23 protein-coding genes are annotated in these 22907 nt (G+C 50.1%); 13 read left to right on the top strand and 10 right to left on the bottom strand.

All coding sequences use genetic code 11. From position 1 onward, the window contains the following. Window positions 1-25 precede the first annotated feature (25 nt). Window positions 26-1204: a formate-dependent phosphoribosylglycinamide formyltransferase gene (purT, locus tag D9742_RS08920; RefSeq protein WP_130236668.1), complete on the bottom strand. Its 1179-nt coding sequence runs from the start codon at window positions 1202-1204 to the stop codon at window positions 26-28. A gap of 141 nt (window positions 1205-1345) precedes the next feature. Between purT and yebG the strand changes: the two genes are divergently transcribed. The 4 genes from yebG (at window position 1346) to ptrB (ending at window position 5274) form a co-directional block, all read left to right on the top strand. Beyond that, complete coding sequence (yebG, locus tag D9742_RS08915) at window positions 1346-1636, top strand: DNA damage-inducible protein YebG (RefSeq protein ID WP_130208483.1); 291 nt, start codon at window positions 1346-1348, stop codon at window positions 1634-1636. A 66-nt stretch (window positions 1637-1702) separates the two neighbouring features. Continuing rightward, window positions 1703-2059, top strand: coding sequence for a protein YebF (gene yebF / locus D9742_RS08910; RefSeq protein WP_130236667.1), 357 nt, complete (start codon window positions 1703-1705; stop codon window positions 2057-2059). Window positions 2060-2353: 294 nt separating this feature from the next. Then, window positions 2354-3010, top strand: a complete 657-nt coding sequence (locus D9742_RS08905) for a tellurite resistance TerB family protein (protein ID WP_130236666.1) — start codon at window positions 2354-2356, stop codon at window positions 3008-3010. Window positions 3011-3213: 203 nt separating this feature from the next. Next, window positions 3214-5274 carry an oligopeptidase B gene (gene ptrB, locus D9742_RS08900; RefSeq protein ID WP_130236665.1) on the top strand — a complete coding sequence of 687 codons (2061 nt, stop codon included), beginning with the start codon at window positions 3214-3216 and terminating at the stop codon, window positions 5272-5274. Here ptrB and exoX read toward each other — a convergent pair. The 3 genes from exoX to holE form a co-directional block, all read right to left on the bottom strand. After that, window positions 5271-5933: an exodeoxyribonuclease X gene (gene exoX / locus D9742_RS08895; protein ID WP_130236664.1), complete on the bottom strand. Its 663-nt coding sequence runs from the start codon at window positions 5931-5933 to the stop codon at window positions 5271-5273. The genes ptrB and exoX overlap by 4 nt on opposite strands. Before the next feature lie 24 nt (window positions 5934-5957). Further along, window positions 5958-6614, bottom strand: a complete 657-nt coding sequence (yobB, locus tag D9742_RS08890; protein WP_130236663.1) for a carbon-nitrogen hydrolase family protein YobB — start codon at window positions 6612-6614, stop codon at window positions 5958-5960. A 100-nt stretch (window positions 6615-6714) separates the two neighbouring features. Beyond that, on the bottom strand, window positions 6715-6945 hold the full coding sequence (holE, locus tag D9742_RS08885) for a DNA polymerase III subunit theta (protein WP_000916758.1): 231 nt from the start codon (window positions 6943-6945) through the stop codon (window positions 6715-6717). Between the two features lie 138 nt (window positions 6946-7083). Between holE and yobA the strand changes: the two genes are divergently transcribed. The 4 genes from yobA to pphA all read left to right on the top strand — a co-directional run bounded on the left by yobA (window position 7084) and on the right by pphA (window position 9753). Then, a complete protein-coding gene (gene yobA, locus D9742_RS08880) occupies window positions 7084-7458 on the top strand; it encodes a CopC domain-containing protein YobA (RefSeq protein WP_130208471.1) in 375 nt (124 codons plus the stop codon). A 3-nt stretch (window positions 7459-7461) separates the two neighbouring features. Then, a complete protein-coding gene (gene copD, locus D9742_RS08875; RefSeq protein ID WP_130236662.1) occupies window positions 7462-8334 on the top strand; it encodes a copper homeostasis membrane protein CopD in 873 nt (290 codons plus the stop codon). Window positions 8335-8347: 13 nt separating this feature from the next. Then, on the top strand, window positions 8348-8689 hold the full coding sequence (locus D9742_RS08870; protein ID WP_130236661.1) for a YebY family protein: 342 nt from the start codon (window positions 8348-8350) through the stop codon (window positions 8687-8689). A 407-nt stretch (window positions 8690-9096) separates the two neighbouring features. Then, complete coding sequence (gene pphA / locus D9742_RS08865; protein ID WP_130236660.1) at window positions 9097-9753, top strand: protein-serine/threonine phosphatase; 657 nt, start codon at window positions 9097-9099, stop codon at window positions 9751-9753. Here the strand turns inward: pphA and D9742_RS08860 are convergent, their stop codons facing one another. The 5 genes from D9742_RS08860 to yebS all read right to left on the bottom strand — a co-directional run bounded on the left by D9742_RS08860 (window position 9754) and on the right by yebS (window position 15809). Beyond that, complete coding sequence (locus D9742_RS08860) at window positions 9754-9945, bottom strand: YebW family protein (protein ID WP_130208463.1); 192 nt, start codon at window positions 9943-9945, stop codon at window positions 9754-9756. A gap of 105 nt (window positions 9946-10050) precedes the next feature. After that, a complete protein-coding gene (locus D9742_RS08855; RefSeq protein WP_130236659.1) occupies window positions 10051-10287 on the bottom strand; it encodes a DUF1480 family protein in 237 nt (78 codons plus the stop codon). Window positions 10288-10404: 117 nt separating this feature from the next. After that, window positions 10405-11844: a 16S rRNA (cytosine(1407)-C(5))-methyltransferase RsmF gene (gene rsmF / locus D9742_RS08850; RefSeq protein ID WP_130236658.1), complete on the bottom strand. Its 1440-nt coding sequence runs from the start codon at window positions 11842-11844 to the stop codon at window positions 10405-10407. Between the two features lie 79 nt (window positions 11845-11923). Continuing rightward, a complete protein-coding gene (yebT, locus tag D9742_RS08845; RefSeq protein ID WP_130236657.1) occupies window positions 11924-14557 on the bottom strand; it encodes a lipid-binding membrane homeostasis protein YebT in 2634 nt (877 codons plus the stop codon). Next, window positions 14526-15809: a membrane integrity lipid transport subunit YebS gene (yebS, locus tag D9742_RS08840; protein ID WP_130236656.1), complete on the bottom strand. Its 1284-nt coding sequence runs from the start codon at window positions 15807-15809 to the stop codon at window positions 14526-14528. Before yebS ends, yebT begins: the two co-directional genes overlap by 32 nt. A gap of 129 nt (window positions 15810-15938) precedes the next feature. On the opposite strand from yebS, the gene msrC reads away from it, so the two are divergent. The 4 genes from msrC to htpX all read left to right on the top strand — a co-directional run bounded on the left by msrC (window position 15939) and on the right by htpX (window position 20372). Beyond that, complete coding sequence (gene msrC / locus D9742_RS08835) at window positions 15939-16436, top strand: L-methionine (R)-S-oxide reductase (protein WP_130236655.1); 498 nt, start codon at window positions 15939-15941, stop codon at window positions 16434-16436. 96 nt (window positions 16437-16532) lie between these two features. After that, window positions 16533-17231 (top strand): RNA chaperone ProQ, encoded by a 699-nt coding sequence (gene proQ, locus D9742_RS08830; protein ID WP_000431365.1) that lies wholly within the window; start codon window positions 16533-16535, stop codon window positions 17229-17231. 19 nt (window positions 17232-17250) lie between these two features. Then, complete coding sequence (prc, locus tag D9742_RS08825) at window positions 17251-19299, top strand: carboxy terminal-processing peptidase (RefSeq protein ID WP_130208453.1); 2049 nt, start codon at window positions 17251-17253, stop codon at window positions 19297-19299. Window positions 19300-19490: 191 nt separating this feature from the next. Next, window positions 19491-20372 (top strand): protease HtpX, encoded by an 882-nt coding sequence (gene htpX, locus D9742_RS08820; protein ID WP_000984517.1) that lies wholly within the window; start codon window positions 19491-19493, stop codon window positions 20370-20372. Between the two features lie 47 nt (window positions 20373-20419). Here htpX and D9742_RS08815 read toward each other — a convergent pair whose 3' ends face one another. After that, window positions 20420-21793 carry an MFS transporter gene (locus D9742_RS08815; protein ID WP_130236654.1) on the bottom strand — a complete coding sequence of 458 codons (1374 nt, stop codon included), beginning with the start codon at window positions 21791-21793 and terminating at the stop codon, window positions 20420-20422. A 176-nt stretch (window positions 21794-21969) separates the two neighbouring features. On the opposite strand from D9742_RS08815, the gene kdgR reads away from it, so the two are divergent. After that, on the top strand, window positions 21970-22761 hold the full coding sequence (gene kdgR, locus D9742_RS08810; protein ID WP_096849880.1) for a DNA-binding transcriptional regulator KdgR: 792 nt from the start codon (window positions 21970-21972) through the stop codon (window positions 22759-22761). Window positions 22762-22907 lie beyond the last annotated feature (146 nt).

Here is a 22907-nt window from a genome sequence, read left to right as displayed (position 1 = left end):
ATTTTTATCGCGTTTTTTTCCAGATTTAACCTTGTACTTTTACCTGTGCGGCGGCGTGCTTCGCGCGTTCAATCGCTTCATCAACACTTTCTGCGGTTGCCAGTGCTACTCCCAGACGACGGCTACCATCAATTTCCGGCTTACCAAATAAACGAATCTGCAAACCTGCGCCAACAGCCTTCTGCACGTTATCAAACGTGACATTCTGGCTGGTCAGTTGCGGCAGGATAACGGCTGAAGCTGCAGGACCATACTGGCGAATCCCCCCCACCGGCAGCCCCAGGAAAGCACGCACATGCAGGGCAAACTCAGAAAGATCCTGAGAAATTAACGTCACCATCCCGGTGTCATGCGGACGAGGGGAGACTTCACTAAAAATCACCTCATCACCACAGACAAACAACTCGACACCAAACAGACCATAACCACCCAGTGCAAGCACCACCTTGCGGGCAATCTCCTGCGCACGTTCGAGGGCCAGTGGGCTCATTTGCTGCGGTTGCCAGGATTCACGATAGTCACCATCTTCCTGGCGATGACCTACAGGCGCACAGAAATGAACACCATCCACCGCGCTGACGGTCAGCAGGGTAATTTCGAAATCAAACTTAACGACGCCTTCAACAATCACACGGCCAGCTCCAGCGCGGCCGCCTTGCTGGGCATACTCCCATGCCTGAGTCAGTTGTTCGGCAGAGCGAATAAACGTCTGCCCCTTGCCGGAAGAGCTCATTACCGGTTTAACAATGCAGGGATAGCCAATGGTGGCGACTGCCTCACGGAAAAGGCTTTCGCTATCAGCAAAACGATAAGTTGAAGTGGGAAGCTGAAGCTCTTCCGCCGCCAGACGACGAATACCTTCGCGGTTCATCGTCAATTGTGTTGCACGCGCGCAGGGGACAACATTTAGCCCTTCCTCTTCAAGCTGGATCAGCATATCGGTAGCAATAGCTTCGATCTCCGGCACGATATAATGTGGTTTTTCCAGTTCAACCACACGGCGCAATGCGTCGCCATCCAGCATATTAATGACATGGGCGCGATGCGAGACATGCATGGCGGGCGCGTCGGCGTAGCGATCGACCGCAATCACCTCTACGCCGAGGCGTTGGCATTCGATAGCCACTTCTTTACCCAGTTCACCGGAACCCAATAACATCACGCGAGTTGCTGCCGGACGCAGCGCAGTGCCTAATAACGTCATAACGAATATCCCCTGATTAATTCCGCGTGAAGTATAAACGAAAACGTTTGCGTGTGTCTTTATTGCTTGATTGCTTGCATTGATTTCTCGACTGAAAAGAAATATACTGTATAAAATTACAGTTATGGTGAGAGGCTGCAAATGGCGGTTGAAATTAAATACGTGGTCATTCGTGAGGGCGAAGAGAAGATGTCGTTTACCAGCAAAAAGGAAGCCGATGCTTATGACAAAATGCTCGATACAGCGGATCTACTCGATACATGGTTGGCGAATTCTCCGGTGACAATGGAAGACGAGCAGCGTGAAGCGCTTTCTTTGTGGTTGGCGGAACAGAAAGATGTGCTTAGTACCATTCTGAAAACCGGTAAATTACCTTCTCCTCAGGTGGTTGATACTGACACGGATGGGGAAGGTGAAACCCACGCCGCCTGAAGCAACTTGCGCTCCTGATAATTTGTACCATGCTTTCTCCTGAATCATTGTGCTATGGAGAAAAACATGAAAAAAAGAGGAGCGTTGTTGGGGCTGTTGTTGGTTTCCGCCTGTGCATCAGTTTTCGCTGCCAATAACGAAACCAGCAAGTCGGTAACTTTCCCCAAATGTGAAGGTTTAGATGCAGCCGGAATTGCTGCGAGTGTAAAACGTGATTATCAGCAAAACCGCGTGGCGCGCTGGGCCGACGATCAAAAAATCGTCGGTCAGGCCGATCCGGTTGCGTGGGTTAGTTTGCAGGATATTCGGGGTAAAGAAGACAAATGGTCAGTGCCGTTGACCGTACGCGGTAAAAGCGCCGATATTCATTATCTGGTTAATGTGGACTGTAAAGCGGGAATGGCGGAATATCAGCGGCGCTAATGGCTTCTGGTAATTCGATTGACCGTTGGCGGATGCGGCGCGAGCGCCTTATCCGCCCACCAACGTACCAGCCCCTACGGTCTTGATAAGAAGCGCCAACTTCGCATCAGGCAATTACAATCAAGTCTTCAAGCCTTAAATTAATCACATCACCCAGTACCTTACCTGACGCGGATTTCCTGTGAGGATTGCCTTCTGCCTCGCTTATTTGCGCATCTTTTGTCTCTATATACACTTTCTGACATCCTCATTCGCTATGCTATTGCCATTAAAATGGTGAATTGAGGAGCAAAAATGGCTAACTGGTTAAATCAACTGCAATCCCTTCTTGGGCAAAGCAGTTCTTCCTCTTCGTCTACAGATCAGGGAATGGGCAAACTTTTAGTACCCGGCGCATTAGGCGGGTTGGCAGGACTGCTGGTTGCGAATAAATCAGCACGTAAACTATTAACGAAATACGGTACAAACGCGTTGCTGGTTGGCGGCGGAGCAGTCGCTGGTACCGTACTGTGGAACAAATACAAAGATAAAATTCGTGCGGCGCATCAGAACGAACCGCAATTCGGCACCCAAAGTACGCCGCTGGATGAACGTACAGAACGTTTAATCCTCGCCCTGGTTTTTGCTGCCAAAAGCGATGGTCATATTGATAGTAAAGAACGCGCGGCTATCGACCAGCAATTGCGTGAAGCTGGTGTTGAAGAGCAGGGGCGTGTACTGATCGAACAGGCAATCGAGCAACCATTGGATCCGCAGCGCCTGGCCGAGGGGATTCGCAACGAAGAAGAGGCACTGGAGATCTATTTCCTGAGCTGTGCGGCTATTGATATTGACCATTTCATGGAGCGCAGTTACCTGAATGCACTGGGGGACGCGCTTAAAATTCCCCAGGAAGTCCGCGAAGGTATTGAACGCGATCTCGAACAGCAAAAACGCACTTTGTCTGAATAATCACTCCGTATAGCCTGATATGGCTGTTTATCGGGCTATATAAAACCGCACAGTTATTTGAGCGAATTAATTTCGCTGGCTACATCCTTTCGATTTTCACGCCATTACCTGTCATCATCTATACAATGACTGCCCTGTTTCGCTTGCATCCCGGGTGAGTTTTGCCACCCTTATAAGATGTTTCAACCAGAAAGAACAATAACATGCTACCAAAAGCCGCCCGCATCCCCCATGCCATGACGCTTCATGGCGACACGCGCATCGATAATTACTACTGGCTGCGGGACGACACACGCTCGCAGCCGGAAGTGCTGGATTACCTGCAACAAGAAAATAGCTACGGTCATCAGGTCATGGCTTCGCAACAAGCCTTGCAGGATCGGATATTAAAAGAAATCATTGACCGCATACCGCAAAGGGAAGTCTCTGCACCTTACGTCAAAAATGGCTATCGCTACCGGCATATTTATGAACCTGGTTGTGAATATGCTATCTACCAGCGGCAGTCGGCGTTCAGTGAAGAGTGGGACGAGTGGGAGACTTTGCTCGATGCGAACAAACGGGCGGCGCACAGTGAATTTTATTCAATGGGCGGAATGGCGATTACGCCCGATAACACGATTATGGCACTGGCAGAAGATTTCCTTTCCCGACGCCAGTACGGTATCCGTTTTCGCAATCTGGAAACGGGTAACTGGTATCCCGAACTGCTGGATAACGTGGAACCCAGCTTTGTCTGGGCGAATGACTCCTGGACATTTTATTATGTTCGCAAGCATCCGGTGACGTTGTTGCCGTATCAGGTCTGGCGGCATGCCATTGGCACACCGGCATCTGAAGACAAACTGATTTACGAAGAAAAAGACGATACCTTTTACGTCAGCCTGCATAAAACGACGTCGAAGCATTATGTAGTGATCCATCTGGCTAGCGCCACTACCAGCGAAGTTCGCCTGCTGGACGCGGAAATGGCCGATGCCGAGCCGTTTGTTTTTCTGCCGCGTCGCAAAGATCACGAATACAGCCTTGATCACTACCAGCATCGGTTTTATCTGCGCTCCAACCGCAATGGCAAAAATTTTGGCTTATACCGTACCCGTATGCGAGATGAGCAAGAGTGGGAAGAGTTAATCCCGCTGCGCGATAACATCATGCTCGAAGGCTTTACGCTGTTTACTGACTGGCTGGTGGTTGAAGAGCGTCAGCGCGGGTTAACCAGTTTGCGCCAAATCAACCGGAAAACGCGGGAGGTTATCGGTATTGCCTTTGATGATCCGGCTTACGTCACCTGGATTGCCTATAACCCTGAACCTGAAACTTCACGATTGCGTTATGGCTATTCCTCCATGACCACGCCAGATACTTTGTTTGAACTGGATATGGATACTGGCGAGCGTCGGGTACTAAAACAAACGGAAGTTCCTGGTTTCGATGCGGCGAATTACCGCAGCGAACACTTATGGATCACCGCCCGTGATGGCGTCGAAGTGCCTGTTTCGCTGGTCTATCATCGCAAGCATTTCCAGAAAGGCCATAACCCGTTGCTGGTATACGGATATGGCTCTTACGGCGCAAGCATTGATGCCGATTTCAGTTTTAGCCGCCTGAGTTTGTTGGATCGCGGTTTTGTCTATGCCATTGTCCATGTTCGTGGCGGCGGCGAGTTGGGGCAGCAATGGTACGAAGACGGTAAATTCCTGAAAAAGAAAAATACCTTTAATGACTATCTCGATGCCTGCGACGCATTGTTAAAACTGGGCTACGGTTCACCTTCACTCTGTTATGCGATGGGGGGCAGTGCTGGCGGTATGTTGATGGGCGTTGCAATTAATGAGCGCCCCGAGCTATTCCACGGCGTGATTGCCCAGGTACCGTTTGTTGATGTTGTAACAACGATGCTTGATGAGTCGATTCCTCTTACTACCGGCGAATTTGAAGAGTGGGGAAATCCGCAGGATCCGCAATATTATGAGTATATGAAAAGCTACAGCCCGTATGACAATGTCACCGCCCAGACTTATCCGCATCTGCTGGTTACGACCGGATTACACGATTCACAGGTGCAATACTGGGAACCGGCAAAATGGGTGGCTAAGTTGCGCGAGCTTAAAACTGATAACCATCTATTACTGCTTTGTACCGACATGGATTCAGGGCATGGCGGTAAATCCGGGCGTTTTAAATCTTACGAAGGTGTGGCGATGGAATATGCTTTTCTGATAGCCCTGGCGCAGGGGACGTTACCAGGCCAATCAGCGGTTTAAGCATTCTCCAGATAATGCTTCAAGGTTAAACGTAACTCCGGGCTCATCGTGTCAAGGTTGTTAAACAACCAGCGTAGATAGCCCGGATCGCGCTTTGCAACGTCTGATACGGCTTTACCGCGATACTTACCAAATGTGAAAGTCGTCAACAACGACGGCCGCCCGGTGATATCCGCCATTTGCTCCGCTGTCCAGCCGGATGTGTTCATAATATCGATAAGCAAGGCTGCGGTAATGTAGCAATCATACAACGCGCGGTGTTGATGCAGACCCGATGGTGTCTGGACATTCAGCTTGCGTGATTTATACAACGCCATATTGCTGTACTTGATCCCTGGCCACAAACGACGAGCCAGTTTCATGGTGCAAATCCACTCACCGGGCATTTCTGGCAACACCCGGCGGTCAAAGCTGGCATTGTGGGCGACATACCATTCGCTACCGTAATAGTGCGGGATAACTTCTTCAATCCACGGCTTGTCGGCAACCATGGACTCTGTAATACGGTGAATCGCCATGGCTTGTGGACTGATGGGGCGGTCGGGACGCACCAGGTGGCTCATAGGGTTGACGATTTTCCCGTTAACAACATCAACAGAAGCAATTTCAACGATCCCTCCCTGCAAACCGCAGGTTTCTGTATCGATAATGCGCAACATGGTCATGCTCCAGGAAGAAAACGCCTAGCGTAATGGAATGATATCACCTTGCCAACCCTGCGAAGAGCGCTGACCAACCAACAAAAGAGAACCGCGATCGGCGCGAACAATAAGTCGGCCATGTTCATCCCACAGTGCACTGTTACCGCGGGCGTTCGCCATTAGTACAGCGATAGAGTATTGATGTGAGAAAAACTCTAAGCGTCGGGTCGAAGCCAGTAGGTCAGGTTCACCGATACATTGCCCGGTGGTAAAAAGTGAACAAGTCGGGTCCATATCAATACCTTCCGGTTGACCATCCAATACAGTGATGGTTTCGGAACGTTGACCCAGACATGCACCATGACTTTGATGATAAATTCCTGGCGTTTTCATCCAGGGGGCGAATACTGCAATACCGCGAATAATACGCTCATTATATTCAACGGGAAGGCCCGCAATAATGGTCATTCGAGTGGTTGTTGCGGCATAACAAAGCGGGTCTAAAAGTGAGAGGTCGGGCGGAGACGGGAGCGGACGTCGCTTGTAATCGCATCCCAGTAGAGAAAGTGAAGGAAAAACCAACAGTTCGCACTGGTGCCTGGCGGCAACCCTCACGAACTCCAGATGACGGGCTACCTGTTCAGTGAGTGAAGCATTACGAGGCTCATATTGTGCGGCTGCAACTTTCCAGTACGACATGATGACTTCCTTTTCATAGTGTCTGCGAATAGTGATGTGTATGAGAAAATACTTATAATTTAGCAGGCACCATGTAAGAAAGTGTAACTTAATATAAGGTTTATTTAAGTTTGGGCTCGTAAGGTAAACGTGACAGATTTACAGAGGCGAGACGGTGGGCGATTAGGCGCTCACGAAACCAGCCGCGCAGGTGTTCCGGTTGTTCACGTTCAACCGCTTCAGCAATCACCGGCATATTGTACCGTTCTTTAAATGCCACTCCGGCAGCGGCCAGATCGACATTTACTTTATCCATTTCAGTTTGATCCAGTTTGGCCAGATTCTTCAGCATGCGGTGTCTCCTCGTTAATTGCGGGCAAAAGTTACTAAGAGTCAGTCAGGATGGCAAGCCTGAATTGATGATCCTCGACTCTCTCATTAGACAAGGTTATGCTCTGTAAAAAACTCATTACAAAAAGGAATAGATAATATGGTTTCAACTGCGCGTTCTCTTCGTTATACACTGGCAATAATTGCCGGTTCGCTGGCGGCCCCTTCCGTCTGGGCTCATGCGCACCTGACACACCAGTATCCTGCGGCGAATGCGGCGGTAACCGCTGCCCCACAGGCCATTACTTTAAATTTCTCTGAAGGTATTGAACCTGGATTCAGTGGGGCCAAAATCATCGGCCCGAAGAATGAAAATGTTAAAACATTACCCGCGAAGCGTAATGAACAAGACAAAAAGCAATTGATCGTTCCGCTTGCCGACGCCCTGAATCCAGGAAGTTATACCGTTGACTGGCATGTCGTTTCGGTGGACGGGCATAAAACCAAAGGACAGTACACCTTTACTGTGAAATAAAGCATGCTAGCGCTTACCTGGGTCGCACTACGATTTATCCATTTTATCTCTCTGATGCTGGTTTTTGGCTTCGCGATGTACGGGGCATGGTTGGCACCAGTGACGATTCGTCGATTATTGACGAAGCGTTTTTTGCGCTTACAACAGCACGCCGCCGCATGGAGTTTGATCAGTGCCGCAGCGATGTTCGCCGTTCAGGGGGGATTGATGGGCGCGGGATGGCCAGATGTCGTTTCGCTGAGCATCTGGCAGTCGGTGTTACAAACGCACTTTGGAGGCGTCTGGATCTGGCAAATCGTTCTCGCTCTCGTGACGTTGACCGTCGTCCTGATGCAACCACGGACTATGCTGCGGTTACTGTTTATGCTGACCACCGCGCAATTTATCCTGATGGCGGGGATGGGACACGCGACATTAAATGAAGGATTAACCGCAAAAATTCATCAGACTAATCACGCCGTACATCTTATCTGCGCCGCAGCATGGTTTGGAGGGCTACTACCGGTTGTCTGGTGTATGCGGCTGGTGAAAGGGCGATGGAGACGTTCGGCCATTCATGCGCTGATGCGTTTTTCCTGGTGCGGACATTTTGCTGTCATTGGCGTGCTGGTGAGTGGTGTGCTCAATGCATTACTAATCACGGGATTTCCCCCCACGCTTGCCACTTACTGGGGCCAGCTCTTATTGCTCAAAGTCATACTGGTCATGATTATGGTGGTCATCGCGCTGGCAAATCGTTATGTTCTGGTTCCAGGAATGCGGCATGACGAAGCCCGGGCCGTTCCCTGGTTTGTATGGATGACTCAACTCGAATGGGCGATAGGCGCGGTGGTACTGGTGATAATCAGCCTGCTGGCGACTCTGGAACCGTTTTGATGGATTACGATAAATGATGAAAAAAAGTATATTAGCATTTTTGTTACTCACCAGTTCCACTGCGGCGCTGGCGGCTCCTCAGGTGATTACCGTCAGCCGTTTTGAAATTGGCAAAGACAAATGGGCATTTAATCGCGAAGAAGTGATGTTGACATGCCGACCGGGTAATGCGCTGTATGTCATTAACCCTAGCACCCTGGTGCAATACCCTTTGAACGATGTTGCGCAAAAAGAGGTTTCCAGCGGGAAGACTAAGGCCCAGCCTATTTCGGTGATCCAGATTGAAGATCCCAACAAGCCCGGTGAAAAAATGAGCCTGACGCCATTTATAGAACGAGCTGAAAAACTTTGCTGATTACCTGAATTAGCCTTTTGATTTGCAAAAAAAACGCCCAGGATCTTTTATCAGATCGGGCGTTTTTTTTACTTTTAAAAGGATGATAAAGACGCTTTTTTCTGACCACTTTTCGTGTGGACTGGAAAACCTGGCGTCGTCATCTATTCTTAAAGGGCAAGGCAACTAAGCCTGCATTAATGCCAACTTTTAGCGCACGGCTCTCTCCCAAGAGCCATTTCCCTGGACCGAATACAGGAATCGTATTCGGTCTCTTTTTATCTATAAAGCCAGCGGGATGAATACATCACTGTTTTCTCTGTGCTGACTTCACAATCAACCATAACACACACTCTACTGCTTCAGTCCAGCCTTTTTTAACATTTATGTTAAAATAATGTGACCTTCTGCGCGGGAGTAAAAAATTGATGAAAGAGGCAGACCGCACCTATCAGAAAATTGATGGCAGCCATTGGCGACATATCTGGTTGGTGGGGGATATTCATGGTTGCCTTGAGCTACTGCGTATCAAATTATGGCACAGCCGTTTTGATCCGTGGCAGGATCTGTTGATCTCAGTAGGTGATGTTATTGATCGTGGCCCAGAGAGTTTGCGTTGTCTTCAACTCCTGGAGCAACGCTGGGTCAGAGCGGTAAGAGGCAATCATGAGCAGATGGCGATAGATGCGCTGGCGACGCAGCAGATGTCTTTATGGTATATGAACGGTGGTGACTGGTTTGCTGCACTGGCAGATAAGCAACAGAAGCAAGCTGAAAGGGCGCTCAGCAAAGGCCAGCATCTGCCTTTTATTCTTGAATTAAACAGTCGCACTGGCAAACATGTTATTGCTCATGCTGATTATCCTGACAATGTTTATCAATGGCAAAAGGAAGTCGATTTGCACCAGGTCTTGTGGAGTCGTTCGCGATTACGTGAAGGCCAAAAAGGGCAGGGAATTAGCGGTGCTGACCATTTCTGGTTTGGCCATACGCCATTACCTCATCGCGTAGATATTGGAAACTTGCATTATATAGACACCGGCGCCGTCTTCGGAGGGACGCTTACTGTGGAACAACTCCAGTAATTAAAAGTCACTGTACTCCTGCGCGGGCCGCCAGAACCCATCAATAAAATCCTCAACAGGAAAGCAGCCGCCGTGTCGGATCCGTTGATCGTCCATTGAGTAGACGCACTGCTGTTCCGTGTTGTAAACATCAACAACAATATCTTCACAGCCAGCGTCCAGATAGCAAACAAAAAGTACCAGCGCGAACATTTCATCCTCGAAGTGTGGTGCCGTACCGTTAAGTTTAGGAGAGTATTTTACTTCGGGGAAATAACCAGAATAAATAACCCGCCATGCCGACGGGTTGTTTTTGGATCAGGCAAGACGCATAATCCAGGCATCAGACTTTTGATCGTAGCGGGAGCGGTACAGGACAGAGTGTTCGCCGTTTAGTAGAGCTGGAATGCTGGTTTCGGCGTCCCAGGCATCCAGTTGCATACATAAATCGGGGTCAGATTTACAAGGAATTGTTAATGTTCGATCGCCTGGCGATTCGCCGTGTAACTCGCCGTCATCGATTTCAAAAGCGCCTATGCGCACACTGGTTTTCATCTTCGTGCTCTCCATTTATCTGCCGGTTGTGGTACGACCAGTCCGATCGCACCATTTTTCAGCGTAGTCAAGGCAGTGAGATTCGCCAGTCAAAACGTGCGCTTTTTTTGTGCGCTGTCAGGCGTTACCGGTAAACAGTTTTCCGTCACGTACCAGTTCCCGTGGATAACTGTTTTTCAGTCGCGAGCCAATACGTTTGGCTAAACCAATTGGCTGATGCTGGAAGGTTACCAGCACATCATCCGTAGTTGGCGCGGTTTGCGGGTAAACATCCCGCCCGCGATACCACTCTTCCGCTTCCTGAGGCGTCAGTTCGAAAGCGTTCGTATCGTTGGGGGATGCCAGGGCAATAACCGATTCATGCTGCCAGCGATAACCTTTGTTATGCGTCTCGGCAAGCTTAATTCCCAGACGGGAAAATCGGACTTTACCGATCAGGGCTTCAATGCCCACCGGGAACAGCCAGAGTTCTTTATCGCGCTGCCAGAGGCGCAGATTTTCATCCCACTGTAAGCCAACGGCAGTCGCCGCCTGGCGAATTTGTGCGGCTTCGCGATCTTTGATTGGGCTAAACGGGAAATTACCCACTTTGTATTTCGGTGCCGGTAAGGCGGGAATCGATTGTGTTTTGCGCAACCGGGCAACGAAGAAACCTTCGCAGTCGTAAATTTGCGGGAAAACGTGCAAAAAGCCTTCTTCGGTCAGTGCCTTGTCCGCGCCAGGGAAGAGATTGCCAAGCGGTAAAAACTCAACTGCGTCGGGGTAAGTCTCTTTCAGCCACAGGCAAACGGCTTCGTTTTCTTCCTTGTTTAAGGTACAGGTTGAGTAGACCAGCGTACCGCCAGGACGTAAAGCGTGAAAGGCACTGTCGATCAGTTCTCGTTGGGTCGCCGCAATTTCCTGATTGCTTTCCGGTGACCAGTTTTTCAGTGCGTCGGGATCTTTACGCACCACGCCTTCGCCAGAGCAGGGGGCGTCCAGTAAAATGGCATCGAACATTTCTGGTAACGCCGCACCAAAGACGCGACCATCAAAATGAGTCAGAGAGACGTTACGGATACCGCAGCGACTGATATTGGCATGTAACACTTTTACCCGGCTGGCGGAAAACTCATTGGCAAGGATCGCACCTTCGTTATTCATCCTCGCGGCAATTTGCGTGGTTTTTGAGCCTGGCGCGGCAGCGACATCCATCACCCGCTGTGGGGCATTACCGTCGGCAAATAACGCGGCAACCGGTAACATTGAACTGGCTTCCTGAATATAAAACAGGCCGCTTAAATGCTCGGCGGTACTACCCAACGGCAATGCCTCTTCATCGTCGCGTTCAATCCAGAAACCTTCTTCACACCACGGAATAGGTGTAAGCGTCCAGCCGTAAGGCGCGGTTAATTGCAGGAAATCAGCAACGGAGATTTTCAGCGTATTTACGCGAATGCTGCGGCGCAACGGGCGCTGACAAGCGGCGAGAAAATCATCAAAAGAGAGCGTCGAAGGCATGGCTTCGCGCATTTGTGTCAGAAAGGCGTCCGGGAAATAAACGGTGTGTTGGGCCACGAGCATGTACCACTGGCAAAAAAACAGGCGCGCAGTTTAGCATAAACGCTCCGGCGCAGGCACGCCGGAGCTATGTGGATTATCGGGGCAGTGCTGTTCCCCATTCACGCCACTCTTTCGGTTCACTTTCCAGCAACAGGAAGTGTTTGCCTTCCTGGGCTTTCGGCGCCAGCGGCGTACCTGGTGGCGTCGCGAAGGCGATCCCGCCACGGATAAACTGGTTAAATGTACCGGTTTTCACCACGCCGCCCGTCAGACCGAAGTCCAGGCTGTAGCCCGAAGCTAACCAGAAGACGGAATTGTTACGCACCAGGTGCTGGTAACGTTTACTGATGCGCATCGCAATCATCACCCGATCCGACAATGTACCCAGCGTCATACCGGTAACCGTGCCTACTTCCAGACCACGGAACAGTACTGGCGTACCAATGCCTAACGAACCAGCTTCCGGCGCTTCGACAATAATGCTTAAGCCATCAAGGTAACGAGAATCAGTAATAGTGGCTTCTTGCAACTCAAAGTCACGGCGAGGATTACCCCGACCTGGTTCGACGTTGATATACGGCTGGAGGATAGTATCAAGATGCTCAACGCCAGCGGCCGAAATTTGCGGTGTGACCACCGAGAAGCGCGTACCGCCGCGGGCGAAGGTCTGGACATACTCCGGATAGAGAACCGCTTTTGCCTGCACTTCATTGCGTGCGGTGATCAGATCCAGCGTCTGGATTTGCCCGATATCAATACCGAGATAGCGAATTGGCATCCCGACCGCCAGTTTTCCGGCATCAAAAGCATGGAGAGTAATCTGCCCACCAACCGCACGGGCCGCTGTTTCGGAAGCATACAGAATACGTTTGTCGCCTTTGCGCTGACTGGCGCTGGCACCGCTGAGATTATCGAAGCTGATAGCCCCTTTTAATGCTCTTGAAAGCGGGGATGCCTGTACGGTCAGGCCACTACCATTCAGTTGAACTTTCGCGCCGCCTTCAGCCCAGAACACGCTGTTGCTGGTCAGCAGGTTGCGATATTCCGGTTTAATGTGCAGATCGATATCGAACGCATTGGCCCGTGGACGTACGGTAATAACTTCACCAACTTCAAATTTACGGTACAGCACTACCGATCCCGCCTGCACATCCGGCAGCGTCTCTGCACTCAAACTCACGGTCGTTGTGGGTAAATCACTAAGACTATTTTCGAGGGCTTTTTCCAGATTGGCGTACAGTGGATAGCTGGCTTTCATCTCACCTTTGTCGCCTGGCAGAATACGTATCCCGCCGTTTATCCATTCTGAGGCGCTGGCACCGAGAAACTCAACGCCATCCAGACCCACTTTCACGTCGACACGACTATTAACGACAAATTTGCTATCGCCTTTTACCAGTTCGCGATGCTGAGGCTCGATGGCGACGGTAAAGGTGACGCCTTTGCTGGTGAGTTTACGGTCGATAACCTGACCGACCTGTACGCCGTGAAGAATGAGCGGCTGACCGGCATCGATGCCATAGCTTTCTGGTGCTGTCAGGGTTAGCGTCAGAACATCGGGCTCTTGCAGTAAAGCTTTCTCACCAGGCACTACAACGAACTCTTTGCGTGGTTCGCCATCACCAGGCACCAGTTCGAACGTTTTGCCCGTCAACAGGGCGCTGAGATTGGCGTCGCTAAGAGATAACTTCGGGTTACGTAATTCGATGCGGGTGTTTTCACGAAGCAGGGTGACGACGCTGGGATCAACGGTCATTTCCCCGGTGACTTTGCCACCTGGGTTTAAATTCAGTTTGGTCAGTTGCCCGACTTCCAGCCCCTGGTACATGAGCGGCGTTGAATCGGCGTTTAATCCGGCTCCGCCTGGTAGATCGAGCTTTATGATCACCCCACGCTGGCTGTGGGCGAGATCCTCATACAGACCAAAGGTATCTTCCGGATCGGCAGGTTTCGACTCTTCTGGTGAATCGAAGGCAATTGCACCGTTAACCAGGGCAGCCAGACTTTCCAGTTTCACCTTTGCGCCACTGATACTGACGTTGGCATCAACACCAGAAACGTTCCAGAAACGGCTGCCTTTTTTCACCAGATCGGTGAAGCGCCGTTCAATCAGGACATCAATCACCACACCTTGCTTATTGGGATTGATCGCATAGTCATAGACGCGTCCTACTGGGATTTTGCGGAAATAGACCAGCGAGCCGCTGTTCAATGAGCCGAGATCGGGGGCTTGCAGGTGAATCATCAGATCACCATTATCCAGTCGATACTTTGGCTGGGTATCGAGCGCCACAAAGTGATCCTGCTCCTTACCTTTACCGGGCATCATGCCGATATAGTTACCACCGACCAGCGCATCCAGCCCGGAAACACCTGCAAGTGAGGCTTTCGGCGTTACCAGCCAGAACTGCGTCTCTTCGCGCAGCGCATCTTTCATGTCGGACTTGATGCTGACCTTCACTTCAATCTTACGTAGATCGTCGCTGAGGCTGACATCCTGCACCGTTCCGACTTCAACGCCCTGATAACGCACAGGCGTGCGGCCCGGGACAATACCATCCGCCGACATAAAGTCGATGGTGACGGTATTGCCCCTATCCTGATAACTGTCCCAAATCAGCCAACCGGCAATCATTAGCGCGATGAACGGCAACAGCCAGAAGGGTGAGATACGGCGTTTAGTTTTAATTTGCGCTTCAGTCGTCGAAGCGGGCGTTTCCTGACTCATGTGCATCCCAAAGTAAGCGGCTGTCCAGCCATTCCACTGCAAGAATAGTCAAAATAACCGCTGCGCCGAAATAAAACGCAGCTGGTCCCATAGTAAAAGCGAGGATCTGATCGCGATTAATCAGCGACATGGTTAATGAAATGACAAACAGATCGAGCATCGACCAGCGGCCAATCCAGGTCACCATCCGCAATAGCAAAATTCGCGTGCGTAAGCCTTGCTGGCATTTAAAATGAATGCTTACCAGTAAAGTAAACATGACGATCACTTTGGTGAACGGCACCAGAATACTGGCGATAAAAACAATTCCGGCGACGGCAATATTGCTGTTTCCCAGCGACATAATTCCGGAAAGAATCGTATCTTCTTGTCGTCCACCGTTCAGGTAAATGATCGAAATAGGTAGCAGGTTGGCTGGTAACAACAAGACAATTGAAGCCAACAACGCCGCCCAGCATTTTTGAATACTATGATGGCGACGCAAGCGAAGTGGAATATGGCAGCGGGGGCAGCGACCGCGCGGATCGGGATAGCCGGTAAAGTGACAGCCCAGGCAAACGCGTAATTTCTCGTCCCTACGCGTGGCAGGGCGCTGCGGATAAAATCGCTCCCACAGCTGTTCAACATTAAGATGTGACAACGTCACCGTAGTTAAAATCACCAGCGCGAAAAAAGAGAATAGCCCGACGCCCGCCTGGATATGGGCGTAATCCTGTACCTTTATAGAAGCAACACCGATACCTACCAGATAGATATCAAGCATTACCCACTCTTTTAATCGCTCGAGCATCAGCAACACCGGGCGTAAATTCATTCCCAGCCGATTGCCAAACCATAAATAAGCAATAGAGGTCACCAGAATGAGAGGTGCGCCGATAACGCAGAAAAACACCATTGCGCCGGTTATCGCATCGCCCTGTTTGGTCATCTGCCAGATGCCTTGCATTACATTGGCGTCGATACGGATACCTAACAGCCAGATATGTAATAGAGGTTCGCCCCAGGCAAACGGCATAAGCAACAACATAGTAAAAGCCATTGCAGCCAGCCTTGTGAGCGACCAGTCACGCCCATCACGAATTTTTGCCTGACAGCGCGGGCAATAGGCACTCTGATGAGAATTTATCTCGGGCAGGCTAAACAGCATGTCACATTGCGGGCAACGTTGATAATCACCACGCGGTAGTTCCTCGCCAATTGCCCTCACTGTTATCTTTTTGGTCGGCGTAATTTGTGGGGTGTTAAGAGCCATGACATGCCAGATGTAATAAGAATTAACATTTATCTTAACCCATGATGGGAATGATCTTGAGCATTAACGCATTTAATGCTTATTTTAATAGGCTGGCAGTTCCAGGTAAGACAACTAAGTGATTATATAATGAACAAAACAGAATTTTACGCGGACTTAAACCGCGACTTTAATGCGTTGATGGCGGGAGAAACTAGTTTTCTGGCAACGCTGGCGAATACCAGTGCTTTGTTATACGAGCGTCTGACTGACGTAAACTGGGCTGGGTTTTATTTACTTGAGGACGATACGCTGGTTCTCGGACCGTTTCAGGGCAAAATTGCCTGCGTACGAATCCCGGTAGGGCGCGGCGTGTGTGGCACTGCAGTTGCCCGCAATGAAGTACAGCGAATCGACGATGTTCACGCCTTTGACGGACATATTGCCTGTGATGCGGCGAGTAATTCTGAAATTGTTCTGCCGCTGGTGGTGAAAAATCAGATTATTGGCGTTCTCGATATCGACAGTACAGTCTTCGGTCGCTTTACAGACGAGGACGAGCAAGGCTTACGTCAGCTTGTGGCACAGCTTGAAAAGGTGCTTGCAACGACGGATTACAAAAAATTCTTTGCGAGCGTCGCAGGATAATCAACGGATAACGTAGCATTTACTGATGACGTCATTATAATGACGCCTGTTCATGCCTGCGCTTGTTGGCTACGTCCGTTGTAATCAGGAAATTTCATGGAAAATCAACCTAAGTTGAATAGCAGTAAAGAAGTAATCGCGTTTCTGGCCGAACGTTTTCCCCACTGTTTCAGTGCGGAAGGTGAAGCGCGTCCGCTGAAAATCGGTATTTTTCAGGATTTGGTCGATCGCGTTGCTGGGGAAATGAACCTTAGCAAAACGCAACTGCGATCCGCTTTACGTCTCTACACTTCGAGCTGGCGCTATCTGTATGGCGTTAAACCTGGCGCGACGCGTGTCGATCTCGACGGCAACCCATGCGGTGAGCTGGACGAGCAGCATGTAGAACATGCTCGCAAGCAGCTTGAAGAAGCGAAAGCGCGCGTCCAGGCGCAGCGTGCCGAACAGCAGGCGAAAAAACGCGAAGCTGCCGCAGCTGCAGGTGAGAAAGAAGACGCACCACGCCGCGAACGCAAGCCACGTCCTGCCGCGCAACGCCGTAAAGAAGGCGCCGAGCGCAAACCTCGCGCGCAAAAACCGGCTGAGAAAGCGCCAAAAACAGTAAAAGCACCTCGCGAAGAACAGCATACCCCAGTTTCTGACATTTCAGCTCTGACTGTCGGACAAGCCCTGAAGGTGAAAGCTGGTCAAAATGCGATGGATGCCACCGTATTAGAAATCACCAAAGACGGCGTCCGCGTCCAGCTGAATTCGGGTATGTCTTTGATTGTGCGCGCAGAACACCTGGTGTTCTGAAACGGAGGCCGGGCCAGGCATGAACATGTTTTTTAGGCTTACCGCGTTAGCTGGCCTGCTTGCAATAGCAGGCCAGACCTTCGCAGTAGAAGATATTACGCGTGCTGATCAGATTCCGGTATTAAAGGAAGAGACGCAGCATGCGACGGTGAGTGAGCGCGTAACGTCGCGCTTTACCCGCTCCCATTATCGCCAGTTCGACCTCGATCAGGCGTTCTCGGCCAAAATCTTTGACCGCTACCTGAACCTGCTTGATTACAGCCACAATGTGCTGCTGGCAAGTGATGTTGAACAGTTCGCGAAAAAGAAAAATGAGCTGGGCGATGAACTACGCTCCGGTAAACTTGACGTTTTCTACGATCTCTACAATCTGGCGCAAAAACGCCGTTTTGAACGTTACCAGTACGCCTTGTCGGTACTGGAAAAACCGATGGATTTTACCGGCAACGACACTTATAACCTGGACCGCAGCAAAGCGCCCTGGCCTAAAAATGAGGCTGAGTTAAACGCGCTGTGGGATAGCAAAGTTAAATTCGACGAGTTAAGCCTGAAGCTGACGGGAAAAACGGATAAAGAAATTCGTGAAACCCTGACTCGTCGCTACAAATTTGCCATTCGCCGTCTGGCGCAAACTAACAGCGAAGATGTCTTCTCGCTGGCAATGACGGCGTTTGCGCGCGAAATTGATCCGCACACCAACTACCTTTCCCCGCGTAATACCGAACAGTTCAATACTGAAATGAGCTTGTCGTTGGAAGGTATTGGCGCGGTGCTGCAAATGGATGATGACTACACTGTTATCAATTCGATGGTGGCAGGTGGCCCGGCTGCGAAGAGTAAGGCTATCAGCGTTGGTGACAAAATTGTCGGTGTTGGTCAAACCGGTAAGCCGATGGTTGACGTGATTGGCTGGCGTCTTGATGATGTCGTTGCCTTAATCAAAGGACCGAAGGGCAGTAAAGTTCGTTTAGAAATTTTACCTGCCGGTAAAGGGACTAAAACCCGTACGGTAACGCTGACGCGTGAACGCATTCGTCTGGAAGACCGCGCAGTTAAAATGTCTGTGAAGACCGTCGGCAAAGAAAAAGTGGGCGTACTGGATATTCCCGGCTTCTATGTTGGCTTAACAGACGATGTCAAAGTTCAGTTACAGAAGCTGGAAAAACAGAATGTCAGCAGCGTCGTCATCGACCTGCGTAGCAATGGCGGCGGGGCGCTGACCGAGGCAGTATCGCTCTCTGGTTTGTTCATTCCTTCCGGTCCGATTGTTCAGGTCCGTGATAACAATGGTAAAGTCCGCGAGGACAGTGATACCGACGGCCAGGTGTTCTATAAAGGTCCGCTGGTGGTATTGGTCGACCGTTTCAGTGCTTCGGCTTCGGAAATCTTTGCTGCCGCGATGCAGGATTACGGTCGTGCGCTGGTTGTGGGTGAACCGACATTCGGCAAAGGCACTGTCCAGCAGTATCGTTCTCTGAATCGTATCTACGATCAGATGTTACGTCCTGAATGGCCGGCGCTGGGGTCAGTACAGTACACAATCCAGAAATTCTATCGCGTTAACGGTGGCAGCACCCAACGTAAGGGCGTGACGCCGGATATCATCATGCCGACGGGCAATGAAGAGACGGAAACGGGAGAGAAATTCGAAGATAACGCGCTGCCGTGGGATAGCATTGATGCTGCAACTTATGTGAAATCAGGCGATTTATCGGCGTTTGAGCCGGAATTGCTGAAGGAACATAATGCGCGCATTGCGAAGGATCCTGAATTCCAGAACATCATGAAGGATATTGCTCGTTTCAATGCCATGAAGGACAAACGCAATATTGTTTCTCTGAATTACGCTGTGCGTGAGAAAGAGAACAATGAAGATGATGCGATGCGTCTGGCGCGCTTGAACGATCGCTTTAAACGCGAAGGCAAACCGGAATTGAAGAAGCTGGATGATTTGCCAAAAGATTACAAGGAGCCAGATCCATATCTGGACGAGACAGTGAATATCGCACTCGATCTGGCGAAGCTGGAAAAATCCAGACCAGCGGAACAGCCCGCTCCCGTCAAGTAACATCAATCAGGCACAAGAAATTGTGCCTGATTTTTTAACAGTGGCAAGATGCCGTAAATCAGATGCTACAAAATGTAAAGTTGTGTCTTTCTGGTGACTTACGCTCTATCCAGACTTGAAAATAGTCGCGTAACCCATACGATGTGGGTATCGCATATTGCGTTTTGTTAAACTGAGGTAAAAAGAAAATTATGATGCGAATCGCGCTCTTCCTGCTAACGAACCTGGCCGTAATGGTCGTTTTCGGGCTGGTACTGAGCCTGACAGGGATACAGTCGAGCAGCGTTCAGGGGCTGATGATTATGGCCTTGCTGTTCGGTTTTGGTGGTTCCTTCGTTTCGCTTCTGATGTCCAAATGGATGGCATTACGATCTGTTGGCGGGGAAGTGATCGAGCAACCGCGTAACGAAAGGGAACGTTGGCTGGTCAATACTGTAGCAACCCAGGCCCGTCAGGCGGGGATTGCTATGCCGCAAGTAGCTATCTACCATGCGCCGGATATCAACGCCTTTGCGACAGGTGCTCGTCGTGATGCCTCTCTGGTTGCTGTCAGCACCGGTTTGCTGCAGAACATGAGCCCGGATGAAGCCGAGGCGGTAATTGCCCACGAAATTAGCCACATTGCTAATGGTGATATGGTTACCATGACGCTGATTCAGGGCGTGGTGAACACCTTCGTTATCTTTATTTCACGTATTCTGGCGCAGCTTGCCGCAGGCTTTATGGGCGGTAACCGTGATGAAGGTGAAGAGAGCAACGGCAACCCGCTGATCTACTTTGCGGTTGCGACGGTGCTGGAGCTGGTATTTGGTATTCTGGCGAGCATTATCACCATGTGGTTCTCGCGTCACCGTGAATTCCATGCCGATGCAGGGTCAGCCAAACTGGTTGGTCGTGAGAAAATGATTGCTGCGCTGCAGCGTCTGAAAACCAGCTATGAGCCGCAGGAAGCAACCAGCATGATGGCTTTTTGTATCAATGGTAAGTCCAAATCGCTGAGTGAGCTTTTCATGACTCACCCGCCGCTGGATAAACGTATTGAAGCCCTGCGTACGGGTGAATACCTGAAGTAACTTGCAGTAAATATTAAAAAAGCGCGTCCTGGGTGACGCGCTTTTTTTTAGCCTTGTGTGCGCGGTTGGGTAATGCGTAAACCACTGACACAGGCGGCGATCACTGCCAGAATAGCCGCAGCCGTCAGCGAGACGTGCGTACCATTATCGCCAAACTGATTCAACATCAGCGCCACCAGAGCTGCACCGCTACTCTGACCAAGCAGACGCGCTGTACCCAACATTCCACTTGCACCGCCGCTACGCTCACGCGGGGCGGAGGTAATAATGGTGTGATTATTGGGGGACTGGAATAACCCAAAGCCTGCACCGCATAAGATCATCGGCCAGATGATATTGATATCAGCAGGTGAAGCTGGCAACAGGACCAGAGAAAAAAGTCCCGCCGCCATGATGAACAGCCCTAAAGCACCAAGTAATCCTGCATGGACGCGCTCTATCAAATAACCTGCCAGCGGAGCCATTACCATCGTTGCCAACGGCCACGGGGTCAGGAGCAAACCTGTCTCAACTTCACTACGCCCAAGTACAGTTTGCAGATAAAAAGGCAGGGAAACCATCGCCAGCATTTGCGCGCAGAAAGAGCAAATAGAGGTACAAATTGATAGCGTAAACAGTGGAATACGCAGTAAATCTACCGGTAGCAGCGGTACGGGAAGCGAAAGTTGGCGACGAATAAAGAAAATACCAACAATTATCATTACCGCCAGTTCAGCGCCGATCAGCGTCAGCGATTGCCCCTGAGCAAAACCACTCAATGCGGTAATAAGCAGGCCGAATGTCAGCGCATTCATCACGGCGCTGGGCAGGTCAAACCGCGGCTTGCTGGTGCGAGAACCATTTGGCGGCAGAAAACGCATCGCCAGCAGAAGGGCGATAATGCCCAACGGTACGTTAATTAAAAATAACCACTTCCAGGACGCAATAGAAAGGATTGCGGCGGCGATCGTCGGCCCGGCAGCAGAGGAGACAGCAACGATGAACGAGTTAATTCCCATCCCTCGCCCCAGAAAACGTTGTGGGTAGATTAAGCGGATGAGTGCAGTATTGACGCTCATTAACGCCGCGCCGCCGACACCTTGTATTACACGCGCCAGGGTTAGCATTTGCAGTGAATCAGAAAGAGCGCAGAACAACGATGAAAGTAGAAAAACCACCAGGCCGAATTTATAAATTCGTCGATAGCCAAACATATCGCCCAAAAACGAGAACGAGAGTAAGGAGATAACGATCGCGATTTGGTAGGCATTCACCACCCAGATGGAACTGGCTGGCGTGGCGTGGAGATCGGTTGCAATGGTTGGCAAGGCGACATTGGCAATAGCTCCGTCAAGAACCGCCATCGAAATACCAATAATAATGGTTAAAATTGCGCCGTACCGCTGAGGCAACGGCAGGCCATCGGCCTGAACTTTTGGCATAGGAATTTTATATCTTTTGGTAATAATCAACAGGGGTATGATTTTAGCACTGATATTCACGGTGAATGTCGCAGAATTGTAACTAACCGGCAAAAGATGGATTGCGACCACCCTGGCGCGAAATTATAATAAAAAACAGTTCTAATTTTTATAAAACACTCGCAATGAGGTGATAAATGGCTAACGCAGATCTGGATAAACAACCTGATTCTGTATCTTCCGTACTGAAGGTTTTTGGCATTTTGCAGGCGCTGGGGGAAGAGCGCGAAATAGGGATAACCGAGCTGTCACAGCGCGTCATGATGTCAAAAAGCACCGTTTATCGCTTTTTACAGACCATGAAAACCCTGGGCTATGTCGCGCAGGAAGGGGAGTCGGAGAAATACTCTCTGACCCTGAAATTGTTTGAGCTGGGCGCTCGCGCTTTACAAAACGTCGATCTTATTCGCAGTGCAGATATCCAGATGCGAGAGATCTCCCGTTTGACCAAAGAAACCATTCATCTTGGCGCACTGGATGAAGACAGCATTGTTTACATCCACAAAATTGACTCTATGTACAATTTGCGCATGTATTCACGGATTGGCCGTCGTAATCCTCTTTACAGCACTGCGATCGGTAAAGTGCTGCTGGCCTGGCGCGATCGCGATGAAGTGAAGCAAATCCTTGAAGGCGTGGAATATAAACGCAGTACCGATCGGACCATCACCAGCACAGAGGCGTTATTACCCGTGTTAGATCAGGTCCGCGAGCAGGGATACGGCGAAGATAACGAAGAACAAGAAGAAGGGCTACGCTGCATCGCTGTTCCGGTGTTTGACCGTTTTGGTGTGGTGATTGCTGGCTTGAGTATTTCCTTTCCGACGCTGCGTTTTTCTGAAGAACGTTTGCAGGAGTATGTGGCTATGTTGCATACGGCAGCGCGCAAAATATCCGCACAAATGGGGTATCACGACTATCCATTCTGATTAGAATAAGAACCTGTCTGCGTGAAATCCAGACAGGTTCTTCATTTAGTGTGAATTAAATAATGTTAATAGAGATATCGTTCGAACAGGAGATGAAAGGACTTTATATCCATTAGTTTTGGTGTGGATATTTGTACCGTTATCTA

It is taken from the genome of Escherichia sp. E1V33 (genome assembly GCF_004211955.1).
GTDB lineage: Bacteria > Pseudomonadota > Gammaproteobacteria > Enterobacterales > Enterobacteriaceae > Escherichia.
The sequence above is the reverse complement of the archived record's forward strand: the minus strand, read 5'-3'. Positions and strand labels throughout refer to the sequence as shown.

Bases quoted from the DNA above. Each gene is read 5' to 3' on its own strand.
- purT (WP_130236668.1), bottom strand. From the start codon at position 1,204: ATGACGTTATTAGGCACTGCGCTGCGTCCGGCAGCAACTCGCGTGATG.
- exoX (WP_130236664.1), bottom strand. From the start codon at position 5,933: ATGTTGCGCATTATCGATACAGAAACCTGCGGTTTGCAGGGAGGGATC.
- holE (WP_000916758.1), bottom strand. From the start codon at position 6,945: ATGCTGAAGAATCTGGCCAAACTGGATCAAACTGAAATGGATAAAGTA.
- D9742_RS08855 (WP_130236659.1), bottom strand. From the start codon at position 10,287: ATGAAAACCAGTGTGCGCATAGGCGCTTTTGAAATCGATGACGGCGAG.
- D9742_RS08905 (WP_130236666.1), top strand. From the start codon at position 2,354: ATGGCTAACTGGTTAAATCAACTGCAATCCCTTCTTGGGCAAAGCAGT.
- prc (WP_130208453.1), top strand. From the start codon at position 17,251: ATGAACATGTTTTTTAGGCTTACCGCGTTAGCTGGCCTGCTTGCAATA.
- D9742_RS08860 (WP_130208463.1), bottom strand. From the start codon at position 9,945: ATGTTCGCGCTGGTACTTTTTGTTTGCTATCTGGACGCTGGCTGTGAA.
- yebS (WP_130236656.1), bottom strand. From the start codon at position 15,809: ATGGCTCTTAACACCCCACAAATTACGCCGACCAAAAAGATAACAGTG.
- ptrB (WP_130236665.1), top strand. From the start codon at position 3,214: ATGCTACCAAAAGCCGCCCGCATCCCCCATGCCATGACGCTTCATGGC.
- D9742_RS08815 (WP_130236654.1), bottom strand. From the start codon at position 21,793: ATGCCAAAAGTTCAGGCCGATGGCCTGCCGTTGCCTCAGCGGTACGGC.
- yebG (WP_130208483.1), top strand. From the start codon at position 1,346: ATGGCGGTTGAAATTAAATACGTGGTCATTCGTGAGGGCGAAGAGAAG.
- yebF (WP_130236667.1), top strand. From the start codon at position 1,703: ATGAAAAAAAGAGGAGCGTTGTTGGGGCTGTTGTTGGTTTCCGCCTGT.
- msrC (WP_130236655.1), top strand. From the start codon at position 15,939: ATGAACAAAACAGAATTTTACGCGGACTTAAACCGCGACTTTAATGCG.
- copD (WP_130236662.1), top strand. From the start codon at position 7,462: ATGCTAGCGCTTACCTGGGTCGCACTACGATTTATCCATTTTATCTCT.
- htpX (WP_000984517.1), top strand. From the start codon at position 19,491: ATGATGCGAATCGCGCTCTTCCTGCTAACGAACCTGGCCGTAATGGTC.
- yobA (WP_130208471.1), top strand. From the start codon at position 7,084: ATGGTTTCAACTGCGCGTTCTCTTCGTTATACACTGGCAATAATTGCC.
- yobB (WP_130236663.1), bottom strand. From the start codon at position 6,614: ATGTCGTACTGGAAAGTTGCAGCCGCACAATATGAGCCTCGTAATGCT.
- D9742_RS08870 (WP_130236661.1), top strand. From the start codon at position 8,348: ATGATGAAAAAAAGTATATTAGCATTTTTGTTACTCACCAGTTCCACT.
- yebT (WP_130236657.1), bottom strand. From the start codon at position 14,557: ATGAGTCAGGAAACGCCCGCTTCGACGACTGAAGCGCAAATTAAAACT.
- kdgR (WP_096849880.1), top strand. From the start codon at position 21,970: ATGGCTAACGCAGATCTGGATAAACAACCTGATTCTGTATCTTCCGTA.
- proQ (WP_000431365.1), top strand. From the start codon at position 16,533: ATGGAAAATCAACCTAAGTTGAATAGCAGTAAAGAAGTAATCGCGTTT.
- pphA (WP_130236660.1), top strand. From the start codon at position 9,097: ATGAAAGAGGCAGACCGCACCTATCAGAAAATTGATGGCAGCCATTGG.